This is a genomic window from Pseudomonas sp. LBUM1668, assembly GCF_059695715.1.
Map to the genome: position 1 here is coordinate 2,166,709 of NZ_CP166787.1, position 12,484 is coordinate 2,179,192.

General features: G+C 56.0%; 16 protein-coding genes and 1 tRNA gene. 12 read left to right on the forward strand and 5 right to left on the reverse strand.

Annotated elements, in window-relative coordinates:
- Positions 1-26: 26 nt before the first annotated feature.
- Positions 27-1,055, forward strand: a complete 1,029-nt coding sequence (locus tag ACA061_RS09585) for a nucleoside hydrolase (protein WP_150616642.1) — start codon at positions 27-29, stop codon at positions 1,053-1,055.
- A gap of 30 nt (positions 1,056-1,085) precedes the next feature.
- Here the strand turns inward: ACA061_RS09585 and ACA061_RS09590 are convergent, their stop codons facing one another.
- Positions 1,086-1,292: a hypothetical protein gene (locus tag ACA061_RS09590; protein WP_047300630.1), complete on the reverse strand. Its 207-nt coding sequence runs from the start codon at positions 1,290-1,292 to the stop codon at positions 1,086-1,088.
- A 132-nt stretch (positions 1,293-1,424) separates the two neighbouring features.
- On the opposite strand from ACA061_RS09590, the gene ACA061_RS09595 reads away from it, so the two are divergent.
- Both ACA061_RS09595 and ACA061_RS09600 read left to right on the forward strand, forming a co-directional pair.
- Positions 1,425-1,730 (forward strand): hypothetical protein, encoded by a 306-nt coding sequence (locus tag ACA061_RS09595; RefSeq protein WP_150616767.1) that lies wholly within the window; start codon positions 1,425-1,427, stop codon positions 1,728-1,730.
- A 165-nt stretch (positions 1,731-1,895) separates the two neighbouring features.
- Positions 1,896-2,213, forward strand: a complete 318-nt coding sequence (locus ACA061_RS09600) for an I78 family peptidase inhibitor (RefSeq protein WP_150601461.1) — start codon at positions 1,896-1,898, stop codon at positions 2,211-2,213.
- Positions 2,214-2,285: 72 nt separating this feature from the next.
- Here ACA061_RS09600 and ACA061_RS09605 read toward each other — a convergent pair whose 3' ends face one another.
- Together ACA061_RS09605 and ACA061_RS09610 are read right to left on the reverse strand one after the other, a co-directional pair.
- Positions 2,286-2,498 carry a cold-shock protein gene (locus ACA061_RS09605; protein WP_007905882.1) on the reverse strand — a complete coding sequence of 71 codons (213 nt, stop codon included), beginning with the start codon at positions 2,496-2,498 and terminating at the stop codon, positions 2,286-2,288.
- A 287-nt stretch (positions 2,499-2,785) separates the two neighbouring features.
- A complete protein-coding gene (locus tag ACA061_RS09610) occupies positions 2,786-3,088 on the reverse strand; it encodes a hypothetical protein (protein WP_150601462.1) in 303 nt (100 codons plus the stop codon).
- Positions 3,089-3,460: 372 nt separating this feature from the next.
- Between ACA061_RS09610 and thrS the strand changes: the two genes are divergently transcribed.
- The 9 genes from thrS to ACA061_RS09655 all read left to right on the forward strand — a co-directional run bounded on the left by thrS (position 3,461) and on the right by ACA061_RS09655 (position 10,913).
- Positions 3,461-5,383, forward strand: coding sequence for a threonine--tRNA ligase (gene thrS, locus ACA061_RS09615; protein ID WP_042558692.1), 1,923 nt, complete (start codon positions 3,461-3,463; stop codon positions 5,381-5,383).
- On the forward strand, positions 5,383-5,934 hold the full coding sequence (gene infC, locus ACA061_RS09620) for a translation initiation factor IF-3 (protein ID WP_176469887.1): 552 nt from the start codon (positions 5,383-5,385) through the stop codon (positions 5,932-5,934). Before thrS ends, infC begins: the two co-directional genes overlap by 1 nt.
- Before the next feature lie 59 nt (positions 5,935-5,993).
- Positions 5,994-6,188 carry a 50S ribosomal protein L35 gene (gene rpmI / locus ACA061_RS09625; RefSeq protein WP_002553160.1) on the forward strand — a complete coding sequence of 65 codons (195 nt, stop codon included), beginning with the start codon at positions 5,994-5,996 and terminating at the stop codon, positions 6,186-6,188.
- Positions 6,189-6,216: 28 nt separating this feature from the next.
- A complete protein-coding gene (gene rplT / locus ACA061_RS09630; RefSeq protein WP_042558693.1) occupies positions 6,217-6,573 on the forward strand; it encodes a 50S ribosomal protein L20 in 357 nt (118 codons plus the stop codon).
- A gap of 109 nt (positions 6,574-6,682) precedes the next feature.
- Positions 6,683-7,699 carry a phenylalanine--tRNA ligase subunit alpha gene (gene pheS / locus ACA061_RS09635; protein ID WP_003226365.1) on the forward strand — a complete coding sequence of 339 codons (1,017 nt, stop codon included), beginning with the start codon at positions 6,683-6,685 and terminating at the stop codon, positions 7,697-7,699.
- 26 nt (positions 7,700-7,725) lie between these two features.
- Positions 7,726-10,104 (forward strand): phenylalanine--tRNA ligase subunit beta, encoded by a 2,379-nt coding sequence (gene pheT, locus ACA061_RS09640; RefSeq protein WP_210555610.1) that lies wholly within the window; start codon positions 7,726-7,728, stop codon positions 10,102-10,104.
- Positions 10,105-10,107: 3 nt separating this feature from the next.
- The gene (gene ihfA, locus ACA061_RS09645) at positions 10,108-10,410 is read left to right on the forward strand and encodes an integration host factor subunit alpha (RefSeq protein WP_002553164.1); all 303 of its coding nucleotides are present in this window, start codon (positions 10,108-10,110) and stop codon (positions 10,408-10,410) included.
- The gene (locus tag ACA061_RS09650) at positions 10,391-10,747 is read left to right on the forward strand and encodes a MerR family transcriptional regulator (RefSeq protein ID WP_003179985.1); all 357 of its coding nucleotides are present in this window, start codon (positions 10,391-10,393) and stop codon (positions 10,745-10,747) included. Before ihfA ends, ACA061_RS09650 begins: the two co-directional genes overlap by 20 nt.
- Before the next feature lie 89 nt (positions 10,748-10,836).
- Positions 10,837-10,913 (forward strand) — tRNA-Pro (locus ACA061_RS09655).
- Between the two features lie 69 nt (positions 10,914-10,982).
- Here the strand turns inward: ACA061_RS09655 and ACA061_RS09660 are convergent.
- Both ACA061_RS09660 and ACA061_RS09665 read right to left on the reverse strand, forming a co-directional pair.
- The gene (locus ACA061_RS09660) at positions 10,983-12,146 is read right to left on the reverse strand and encodes a tyrosine-type recombinase/integrase (protein WP_497301915.1); all 1,164 of its coding nucleotides are present in this window, start codon (positions 12,144-12,146) and stop codon (positions 10,983-10,985) included.
- Positions 12,032-12,445 (reverse strand): hypothetical protein, encoded by a 414-nt coding sequence (locus ACA061_RS09665; protein WP_224450796.1) that lies wholly within the window; start codon positions 12,443-12,445, stop codon positions 12,032-12,034. The genes ACA061_RS09660 and ACA061_RS09665 overlap by 115 nt, the downstream gene beginning before the upstream one ends.
- Positions 12,446-12,484 lie beyond the last annotated feature (39 nt).

Here is a 12,484-nt window from a genome sequence, read left to right on the forward strand (position 1 = left end):
GATTTCACATGCACAAGGAATGCGCCATGCAACGCTATGCTCAAAAACTGCACCAACTGCTCCGGAGTCTGCTGCTTTTGTCCCTGATATCTGCAACCGGCGCTCATGCGGCGGAAAAAATCGACCTGATCATCGACACCGATCCGGGTGCCGACGACGTGGTTGCCTTGCTGTTCGCGCTGGCTTCGCCAGACGAGTTGAACATCCGTGCGCTGACCACCGTGGCCGGCAACGTACGCCTCGACAAGACTTCGCGTAACGCGCGTCTGGCTCGCGAGTGGGCAGGGCGCGAGGATGTACCCGTCTACGCCGGCGCGCCGAAGCCGCTGATGCGTACGCCGATCTACGCCGAGAACATCCATGGCAAGGAAGGCCTGTCGGGTGTCACCGTGCACGAACCGAAAAAGGGCCTGGCTGAAGGCAGTGCGGTCAATTATCTGATCGATACCCTGAAAAAAGCCAAGCCGCACAGCATCACCATTGCCATGCTTGGCCCGCAGACCAACCTCGCACTGGCTTTGATTCAGGAGCCCGAGATTGTGCAGGGCATCAAGGAAGTGGTGATCATGGGTGGTGCGCACTTCAACGGCGGCAACATCACCCCGGTGGCGGAATTCAACCTGTTTGCCGATCCGCAAGCGGCTGAAGTGGTACTCAAGAGCGGCGTGAAGCTGACCTATCTGCCACTGGACGTGACCCACAAGATTCTTACCAGCGATGCGCGTCTGAAGCAGATTGCTGCGCTCAACAACAACGCGAGCAAAATTGTCGGCGACATCCTCAATGAATACATCAAAGGGGATATGGAGCATTACGGCATTCCGGGTGGCCCGGTGCATGACGCAACTGTCGTGGCTTATCTGCTCAAGCCAGAACTGTTCACCGGTCGCTCGGTGAATGTCGTGGTTGATAGTCGTGAGGGGCCGACCTTCGGTCAGACCGTCGTCGATTGGTATGACGGTCTCAAGGCTCCGAAGAATGCATTCTGGGTGGAAAATGGCGACGCTCAAGGTTTCTTCGATCTGCTGACCGAACGCCTGAAACGCCTGAAGTAAAACCCCGCCCGCAGGTGCCAGCCTGCGGGTTTATTCCCCCAGCGCGTGCTCGGTCTGTTCGATCGGGTACCGCTCGAAAATCTGCTTGATGAATTGCTGGGCCGCTTCGGTGCCCAGCTCTTTGACCAATAGATCGATACCAATAAGCGCCAACTCTTCGGTGGACCCCGGGCTGTAGGAACTGTGTCCGTCTGCCCATTTGGCTTTGATGTCGGCGTCGATGCTTACACTGGTCATGATGAGGCTCGAAAAGTCGGGAGGTCTGTGTGCCGAGTTAACCATTTTGTCGGGCATTTGGCACTGCGACTTAGGCATGAGCGGAGCGCTATGCGACACTTGGTCTTTTCCGGCGAATCCAAGGACAGTGCTGTGCAGATCGATTTGAATACCCCTGACGGCCTTACGCTTGATGCTGTGCGTCGATTGCTGGCCTCGGCCAGCGATGATGAACACACGCAGTTGCGAGTGACCAAGGGCGGTATGGCTTACATCTCTTCAGGTGTGACGGGCGGGCAGGATATCGATGGCTTGTTGTTTCGACTGGAAACCTGGGCCAAGGGGTCGGGTTACGTTGGCAATGTCGCGGCCAGTGACGAGGTGTGGGTGATGCAGATTTTCAACGCGCTCAAGGAAAACTGGCCAAATCCGCCCTATGACTACATTGACGTCTACTGAGCTCGTTAATATTCAGTCACGATTCATTGAAGAGCCGCGTGCGCCTCTCAGGCACACTCTGCGTTTTTCCGATTGTGGGGCAGGGTGATGGCATTTGTCATGAAACCAAACGCCGGATCGGCGGTCGCACGATCTCAGCTAACTATTTGAAAACAAGGAGGCTTCATGCCTTTGAAGTTCGCATCACTGGGTGCACTAATGGCCGTTGCCATGTTGGCCGGTTGCAGCACAACCTCCAGCGAGTCGGCAAAGGATCCTGTTGCGACCGAAGCCGGTCATAGCCGCTGTGAAGCAACGGCTGCGGAGTTCGCCATTGGCAAGAAAGCTTCGCCCGCCCTGTTGGAGCAGGCCCGCGCCAAGGCCGGCGCGCAAAACGCCCGCTTCCTCAAGCCGGATGACATGATCACTCTGGAATACCGCTCTGATCGCTTGAACCTGAATACCGACAACAGTCTGGTGGTTACTCGCGTCAACTGCGGCTGATAGCCGGCAGCTTTTGTTGCAGGCATAAAAAACCCCGTCACATGGACGGGGTTTTTTTAGTGCGCGTAGAAATTACTCTGCGCGAACTTGTGCTGCTTGCATACCCTTTTGGCCTTTCTCAGCCACGAAGGAAACGGTCTGGCCTTCTTTCAGGCTTTTGAAACCGTCGCTTTCGATAGCTTTGAAGTGTACGAACAGGTCGTCACCGCCACCTTGAGGAGTGATGAAGCCGAAGCCTTTTTCATCGTTGAACCACTTAACGGTGCCGGTTTGGCGATTAGACATGGTGTATCTCCAAGAAACATATATTTTTCAGTACTGTGCTGCTCAGGCCAACTGGGCACACCGGGATATCATAGTCGAAATGTTCACTTTGTAACCCCCCGGACGTGCTGTTTGCCAATCAGTCGTGTTTTCTTTACGAGGCTTTTCGTCTGAAAGCCCCGGTTTAAAAGGCTTTCATCCAAAAGTAAAGACTATAAAAAAACCTGTAAAACCTGCATAAATCGATCAGAAAAGCTCAAATCAGCAGCTTTTTCTCAGGTTAAACCCGGCCCAAAATGAATTTTTTGTCACTTTTTCGCCGGGGTGTTGGCCTTGCATTTGGCAATCTGGCCCAGTGCTTTCTGTTGCAGTTCAGGCGTTGCCTTGTTGTCCATCAAAGCCTGAATGTCACTCGCCGGATAAGACTTGATGGCATCAGCGCCACACGCGCAGTGAGCCTTCGCCGCTGCAGCGCCGATCTGAGGCGTCGCGGCCTGCGAGCATTGCGCCATGTATTTCTCACGTTCGCCCTTTGGCCAGTCTGCGTGAGCGCTCAACGGCAGCAGCAGAACGATAGGGGCGACTACTGCGAACAGTTTATTCAGACGCATGGAAGGATGCTCCTTGTGGGTCAATGTCTTGTTATCTGATGGCTGAATGGCCAATCAAGTTCAGCACTCTGGCATAAAACGGACGATTTGCCTCACGGCAAGCCCAGAGTACATCGGCGACCGTTCATCTGTGCTAGCATGCCCGACTCGGGCGTTTGCAGGCTTCGGATGACCTTTGGTCCCGGCAGCGGCGGCGCACGAAAATTCCCGATTTGAATCCCAGTCACTCTGGTTCGGTTTTCCGGTTGGCCGCAAGGCTCCTGCCGCTGTAAGGCAGGCGTTCGTCATTGAATGGCCTGGATCGGATCTTGTACTGGCTCATCCCAACCCACGTGACCTTTGGTAGGGGTCACCACTAGGAGAGGAGGCGCCATGCCAACTATTACTCTTCCCGACGGCAGTCAACGTTCATTCGATCATCCGGTTTCCGTAGCCGAGGTCGCCGCATCCATTGGTGCTGGTCTGGCCAAAGCCACTGTGGCCGGCAAGGTCAATGGCCAATTGGTCGACGCCAGTGACATCATCGACAGCGACTCGACGCTGCAAATCATCACGCCAAAGGATGAAGAGGGGCTGGAGATCATTCGCCACTCTTGCGCCCACCTGGTTGGCCATGCGGTCAAGCAGTTGTACCCGACGGCTAAAATGGTCATCGGCCCGGTCATTGACGAAGGCTTCTATTACGACATCGCCTTCGAACGTCCTTTCACTCCGGACGACATGGCTGCCATCGAGCAGCGCATGCAGCAGTTGATCGAGAAAGATTACGACGTCATCAAGAAAGTCACTCCGCGCGCCGAAGTGATCGAAGTGTTCAAGGCTCGCGGCGAAGACTACAAGCTGCGTTTGGTCGAAGACATGCCGAACGAGCAGGCCATGGGCTTGTACTATCACGAAGAATACGTCGACATGTGTCGCGGCCCGCACGTGCCGAACACTCGTTTTCTGAAATCCTTCAAACTGACCAAGCTGTCGGGCGCTTACTGGCGCGGCGATGCCAAAAACGAGCAATTGCAGCGCGTTTACGGCACTGCATGGGCTGACAAGAAGCAGTTGGCGGCCTATATCCAGCGTATTGAAGAAGCCGAAAAGCGCGATCACCGCAAGATCGGCAAGCGCCTGGGCCTGTTCCACACTCAGGAAGAGTCCCCGGGTATGGTGTTCTGGCACCCGAACGGCTGGACTCTGTACCAGGTGCTCGAGCAGTACATGCGCAAGGTGCAGCGTGACAACGGCTACCTTGAGATCAAGACGCCGCAAGTCGTTGACCGCAGCCTTTGGGAGAAATCCGGGCATTGGGCCAACTACGCCGACAACATGTTCACCACTCAGTCGGAAAATCGCGACTACGCCATCAAGCCGATGAACTGCCCGTGCCACGTGCAGGTGTTCAATCAAGGCCTGAAAAGCTACCGCGAACTGCCGATGCGTCTGGCCGAATTCGGGGCTTGCCACCGTAACGAGCCATCGGGTGCGCTGCACGGCATCATGCGCGTGCGTGCGTTCACTCAGGACGATGCTCACATCTTCTGCACCGAAGAGCAGATGCAGGCCGAGTCCGCTGCGTTTATCAAGCTGACCATGGACGTTTATCGCGACTTCGGCTTCACCGATGTCGAAATGAAGCTGTCCACTCGTCCGGAAAAACGCGTTGGCTCCGACGAATTGTGGGATCGCGCGGAAGCTGCATTGGCCGCAGCCCTCGACAGTGCGGGCCTTGCGTACGATCTGCAGCCGGGTGAGGGTGCGTTCTACGGTCCGAAAATCGAGTTCTCGCTCAAAGATTGCCTTGGCCGTGTCTGGCAGTGTGGTACTCTGCAGCTCGATTTTAACCTGCCTATCCGTCTGGGAGCCGAATACGTCTCCGAAGACAACAGTCGCAAGCACCCGGTAATGTTGCACCGGGCGATCCTTGGATCCTTCGAACGATTCGTCGGAATCCTGATCGAGCACTACGAGGGTGCATTCCCTGCGTGGCTTGCTCCGACCCAGGCAGTGATCATGAACATCACTGACAAACAGGCCGATTTTGCCGCCGAGGTTGAAAAAACTCTCAACGAAAGCGGATTTCGTGCCAAGTCTGACTTGAGAAATGAAAAGATCGGCTTTAAAATCCGCGAGCATACTTTGCTCAAGGTTCCCTATCTCTTGGTTATCGGGGATCGGGAAGTCGAGATGCAGACTGTCGCTGTGCGTACTCGTGAAGGTGCTGACCTGGGCTCGATGCCCGTCGCCCAGTTCGCTGAGTTTCTCGCGCAAGCGGTTTCCCGGCGTGGTCGCCCAGATTCGGAGTAATTACTATTAAGCGTGAAATGAGACAAGATAAACGAGCTGCACCGAAAGCCCCGATCAACGAGAATATCTCGGCACGCGAGGTTCGGTTAATTGGGGCTGAAGGTGAACAGCTTGGGATTGTGTCAATTGAAGACGCGCTTCTTAAGGCTGAAGAGGCCAAACTGGATTTGGTGGAAATTTCCGCCGATGCAGTACCCCCTGTTTGCAAACTGATGGACTACGGCAAATCGATCTTCGAGAAGAAGAAGCAGGTTGCCGCGGCCAAGAAAAACCAGAAGCAGATTCAGGTTAAAGAAATCAAGTTTCGTCCAGGGACGGAGGAAGGGGATTACCAGGTAAAACTGCGCAACCTGGTACGTTTCCTGAGTGATGGGGACAGGGCCAAGGTATCCTTGCGATTCCGCGGCCGTGAGATGGCCCACCAGGAGCTGGGGATGGAACTCCTCAAGCGAGTTGAAGGTGACTTGCTCGAGTACGGTTCGGTCGAACAGCATCCTAAGATGGAAGGACGCCAACTGATCATGGTCATCGCCCCGAAAAAGAAGAAGTAATCAATAGGGCACGGCAGGCCTTCTGATTATGTTTATCAACTGAATGCGGAGTACCGAACATGCCAAAGATGAAAACTAAAAGTGGTGCTGCTAAGCGGTTTCTGAAAACTGCTAACGGTATCAAGCACAAGCACGCTTTCAAGAGCCACATCCTGACTAAAATGTCGACCAAGCGTAAGCGTCAACTGCGCGGTAGCAGCTTGCTGCATCCGTCGGACGTTGCAAAAGTCGAGCGCATGCTGCGCCTTCGTTAATTTTAGTCAAGAATAGAGGAAGTAACTCATGGCTCGTGTAAAGCGTGGCGTCATGGCGCGTAAGCGCCACAAGAAAATTCTGAAACTTGCTAAAGGCTACTACGGTGCACGTTCGCGCGTATTCCGTGTTGCCAAGCAAGCGGTTATCAAGGCTGGCCAATACGCCTACCGTGACCGTCGTCAGAAAAAACGTCAGTTCCGCGCTCTGTGGATCGCTCGTATCAACGCTGGTGCTCGTGTTAACGGTCTGTCCTACAGCCGTTTCATCGCTGGCCTGAAAAAAGCGTCCATCGAGATCGACCGTAAGGTTCTGGCTGATCTGGCAGTGAACGAAAAAGCGGTGTTTGCTGCGATTGTCGAGAAAGCTAAAGCCACCTTGGCTTAAGTACCCCCGACAATCACCCGGCCTCACTTCCGTGGGGCCAGGTGGTAAACGTCTTAAATAGGGGAAGAGCCTTCAAGCTCTTCCCCTATTTTGTATCTGGAGTCTGTACATGGAAAACCTGGATGCGCTGGTCTCTCAAGCACTAGAGGCTGTGCAAAGCGCTGAAGATATCAATGCCCTGGAGCAAATCCGGGTTCAATACCTTGGCAAAAAGGGTGAATTGACTCAGGTGATGAAGACCCTGGGGAATTTGCCAGCAGAAGAGCGTCCGCAAGTCGGCGCCCTGATCAACGTTGCCAAGGAACGTGTTACAGGCGTTCTCAATGCGCGCATGGCCCTGTTTGAAGAAGCCGAACTGGCTGCCAAACTGTCTGCCGAATCCATTGACGTAACGCTGCCGGGCCGTGGCCAGACCTCTGGTGGTCTGCATCCGGTTACGCGGACTCTGGAGCGTGTTGAACAGTTCTTCACTCGCATTGGCTACGGCATTGCCGAAGGCCCTGAGGTCGAAGACGACTACCACAACTTTGAAGCGCTCAACATCCCAGGCCATCACCCGGCCCGGTCGATGCATGACACCTTCTATTTCAACGCCAACATGTTGCTGCGCACCCATACCTCGCCGGTACAGGTCCGCACCATGGAATCGAAACAGCCGCCGATCCGCATTGTCTGCCCAGGCCGTGTGTACCGCAGCGACTCCGATATCACCCACTCGCCGATGTTCCACCAGGTCGAAGGCCTGCTGGTCGATCGCGACATCAATTTTGCCGATCTCAAAGGCACCATCGAAGAATTCCTGCGGGTGTTCTTCGAGAAAGAGCTGGCCGTACGCTTTCGTCCTTCGTACTTCCCGTTCACCGAGCCATCCGCTGAAGTCGACATGGAATGCGTGATGTGCAGCGGTAAAGGCTGCCGTGTCTGCAAGCAGACTGGCTGGCTGGAAGTGATGGGTTGCGGCATGGTTCATCCGAACGTGTTGCGTATGTCCGGCATCGACCCGGAAGAGTTCTCCGGCTTTGCCTTCGGCATGGGCGTCGAGCGTCTGGCCATGCTCCGTTACGGCGTGAACGACTTGCGTCTGTTCTTCGACAACGACTTGCGGTTCCTCGCGCAATTTCGCTAGTCGTAACGAATTCTTAGGAGAGCAGGATGAAATTCAGTGAACAATGGCTGCGTGGCTGGGTTAGCCCGCAGGTAGATCGCGACGAGCTGGTTGCTCGTCTGTCGATGGCCGGTCTTGAGGTCGATAGCGTTACGCCGGCCGCCGGCGTATTCAGTGGCGTGGTCGTGGGCGAGGTGCTGAGCACCGAGCAACACCCTGATGCCGACAAATTGCGCGTTTGCCAGGTCAGCAATGGCGCGGAAACCTTTCAAGTTGTTTGCGGTGCGCCAAACGTGCGTCCGGGCTTGAAGATTCCGTTCGCCATGATTGGTGCCGAGCTGCCGGGCGACTTCAAGATCAAGAAGGCCAAGCTGCGCGGCGTCGAGTCCAACGGCATGCTGTGCTCGCAAGCCGAATTGCAAGTCGGTGAAGGCAACGACGGCTTGATGGAACTGCCGGCCGATGCCCCGGTGGGTGAAGATTTTCGTGTGTATCTGGAGCTGGAAGACGCCAGCATCGAGGTCGATCTGACCCCGAACCGTGGCGACTGCCTGTCCCTGGCCGGTCTGGCCCGTGAAGTCGGCGCGCTGTATGCCGCTCCGGTCACCCGTCCAGTGGTGCTTGCCGTTCCTGCCGTGCACGATGAAGTTCGCTCGGTAGAAGTGCTGGCGCCGGCCGCATGCCCGCGTTATCTGGGGCGTGTGATCCGTAACGTCGATCTGTCCAAGCCAACGCCGCTGTGGATGGTTGAGCGTCTGCGTCGCGCCGACGTGCGCAGCATCGACGCCGCCGTCGACATCACCAACTACGTAATGCTTGAGCTGGGCCAGCCGCTGCACGCATTCGATCTCGCTGAAATCAATGGCGGCATCCGCGTGCGGATGGCCGAAGAGGGCGAGAAGCTAGTGCTGCTCGACGGTCAGGAAGTCAGCCTGCGTAGCGATACGCTGGTGATCGCCGACCATACGCGTGCCCTGGCAATTGCCGGTGTAATGGGTGGCGAACACAGCGGTGTCTCTTCGACCACTCGCGATGTATTCCTTGAATCCGCGTTCTTCGATCAGATCGCAGTCGCTGGCAAGGCTCGTTCATACGGCCTGCACACCGACGCGTCGCATCGCTACGAGCGTGGCGTCGACTGGCAGCTGGCCCGTGAAGCCATGGAGCGCGCCACTGGCCTGCTGCTGGAAATCACTGGCGGTGAAGCCGGCCCGATTATCGAGACCGTCAGCGAGCAACATCTGCCGTCGATCGCGCCGATCACCCTGCGTGCGCAGCGCATCACCCAGATGCTTGGCATGGAAATGGATTCGGCACAGGTCGAGCGTCTGCTCAGCGCCTTGGGTCTGAACATTTCTGCTGATGGAGCAGGGCAGTGGCGCGTAGAAGTGCCAAGCCATCGCTTCGACATCAGCCTGGAAGTTGATCTGATCGAAGAGCTGGCCCGTCTGTACGGTTACAACCGCTTGCCGGTTCGTTACCCGCAGGCGCGTCTGGCGCCACAAGCCAAGGCTGAAGCGCGCAGTGATCTGCCAGAACTGCGTCGCCTGCTGGTCGCTCGCGGTTATCAGGAAGCGATCACTTACAGCTTCATCGATCCACGGCAGTTCGAATTGTTCAACCCGGGCGTCGAGCCGCTGTTGCTGGCCAATCCGATCTCCAACGACATGGCTGCCATGCGTTCGTCGTTGTGGCCAGGTCTGGTCAAGGCGCTGCAGCACAACCTGAACCGCCAGCAAGATCGCGTGCGTCTGTTCGAAAGCGGCCTGCGCTTCGTTGGTCAGCTCGAAGGCCTGAAGCAAGAGCCGATGCTGTCCGGTGTCGTCTGCGGTAGCCGTCTGCCGGAAGGCTGGGCGCAAGGTCGCGACACTATCGACTTCTTCGACGTCAAGGCTGACGTGGAAGCAGTGCTGGGCTTCGCCGGCGCGCTGGATTCGTTCACTTTCGCTCCGGGCAAACACCCGGCGCTGCACCCGGGTCAAACCGCGCGCATTGAACGTGAAGGGCGTGAAGTCGGTTTCATCGGCGCCATCCACCCGGAATTGTCGAAAGCCTTGGGTCTGGACCGTCCGGTCTTCGTTTTCGAGCTGGTTCTGGCTGAAGTGGCGCTCGGTAAAATGCCGAAATTCCACGAGTTGTCGCGCTTTCCTGAAGTGCGTCGTGACCTTGCACTGATCGCGCACAAAGACGTCGCAGCCTCGGCTGTACTGGACGTAATCCGTGAAAATGCAGGCGAATGGCTCACAGATCTCAGGCTGTTTGACGTATATCAGGGTAAAGGTATTGATCCTGATAGAAAAAGCCTTGCAGTTGGCTTGACCTGGCAGCATCCATCGCGCACTCTTAATGACGATGAGGTGAATTCGACGACGCAAAATATCCTCACCTCGCTCGAACAAAGGTTGAACGCCACGTTAAGGAAGTGACGTATGGGGGCTTTGACGAAAGCTGAGATGGCGGAACGTCTGTATGAAGAGCTGGGCCTGAACAAGCGGGAAGCCAAGGAATTGGTGGAACTGTTTTTCGAAGAAATCAGGCACGCTCTTGAAGACAACGAGCAGGTCAAATTGTCCGGTTTCGGCAATTTCGACCTTCGGGACAAGCGCCAGCGGCCTGGCCGCAACCCGAAAACGGGGGAAGAAATCCCGATCACGGCTCGCCGTGTGGTCACCTTTCGTCCAGGGCAGAAGTTGAAGGCCCGAGTTGAGGCTTATGCTGGAACCAAGTCATAACGACGAACTACCCGTCATCCCGGGCAAACGCTACTTCACCATCGGTGAAGTCAGCGAGCTGTGTGCCGTAAAGCCACACGTGCTGCGCTACTGGGAGCAGGAGTTTCCTCAGCTCAACCCCGTCAAACGCCGCGGAAACCGCCGGTATTATCAGCGCCAGGACGTGCTGATGATCCGGCAGATCCGCGCGCTCCTTTACGATCAGGGGTTCACCATCGGCGGCGCACGCTTGCGCCTGTCCGGCGATGAAGCCAAAGACGACACCACCCAATACAAGCAAATGATCCGCCAGATGATCGCCGAACTCGAAGATGTGCTGGTGGTACTCAAGAAATAAAAAGCTGCGTTTGAATACTTCCAGTTTTCAAAAGCTTGCGATATATTCTTGAGCGTTCTTCGAGGTGAAGAGCGAGATGCAGAATCAGTCGGGGCGTAGCGCAGTCCGGTAGCGCACTAGCATGGGGTGCTAGGGGTCGAGTGTTCGAATCACTCCGTCCCGACCATATTTTTCAATGACTTAGCCCAACTCTAGCCAGTCGGGCTTTTTCATTGGTGGGGAGTTTTTCGGGACTTCATCCAATTTTCCTTTTCAAGATCGTCAGCACCGGCCCGCGTGAGTCTGTTGCTGATACCATATTTGCAGCCTCAATCAGATGCCCGAGCTCGGCGCCCGAGTAGTGACTGGTGATGCTGCCGTTCTTGTGTCCCAGCAAAGCCTTTCGGTCTTCCTGAGTGACACCTGCCGCCCGAAGGCGACGGCCAAACGTGTGCTTCAAATCGTGCACCCTGATGGATGCATACCCTGGGTGAGCGGGGCGAAGGTTTTCCTCCTGCCAGAGTTTCGCCGCTCTCACCCGCGCTTTTTTCCAAGCCGAGTCGTTCATGCGATGAAGCGCGTTACCGTTGTAGGGAAAAACCCAGTCCTTACTCAGGCCTCGCTGTTTGTCGATGATCGATTTGGCCACGGTGTTGAGCACGACCAATCGCTCGTCGCCGTTCTTCACGCCCGATCGCTCGTTGCGCCCGCCGAAGTCTGACGGAATCAGGAACACGCTGGTGCCAAGCTCTGGCACTGATATCTCCCAGTCCCACCTCAATTTGCAGACCTCTTGCTCGCGACATCCTGTGTTCACCTTGAACAAGGCCATCGTTTGCAGGTGCGCCGGCAACTCTCCAAAAAGGATCGACTGCTCGTCCCATGTCATTGGGTAGGGCTCGCGAACCTTTTTCTTTAAGTCCAGCTTCGCAAGCATCGGCACCGAATCAAGCCAAGGCCTGCGCTCTTCGTCCCGCCACTTCCTTGCACAAAGCGAAAGAACCCGAATTACCCGTTCGATTGAGATGTTGATCGTACGAGGTGCCACCGGCTTTAATTGCTTCCCGCACGGCAACACCATTCCTTTCAAACGATCCTTCACGAACGGCTCAAGTGCCTGGTCATCGATGTGGGTCAATGGCAGGTCTTTGAGATAAGGGTGCAAGTGCTTCAGGTGGTGCGCCGTCAGTTTGATTGACGGCTGATCCTTGCTCTCGATCAAAAACCTAGTTGCTGCTTCTTCCCAAGTTCTGGTTCGGCGCACGCCATACACCTTTTGCTGCCGAAGCTGCTCGAGGCGATGAATCAGGTACTGCTCTGCTTCTTGCCTGTCACCAGTTCCAGTGCTTTCTCGAAGTCGCTCACCTCGGAAAACCTTGTCGATTTGCCAGACTCCACCTTTCTGGTAGAGACCGGAGATCGCTTTTCTCGCCATGGTTTGCCTCCTTTGGCTTCACCCTGGCGCTCGCTGCGGGGGTGATTGTTGTCCTGATTCGCCGCCTTTTCAACCGACTTGCGCTCGACATAGGCGTCCGCCCATTCATCAAGCTCGATCCGGTCGAAGGCCACCCCTTGTTTACCGATCGGGAATTCCCGAACGCTTGGGCGAACTGTTTTGTTGAATTCGTCCCGGCACATGCCGAGGTAACCAGGAGCATCGCCAAACCTGATGAAGCGCGGTTGAATGCTGCTGGCCTTTGCCGCTGTGGCGTTTGCCATAAGGTGATGCTCCATGCCGCGCGTGGCGGCAGAAGGTGG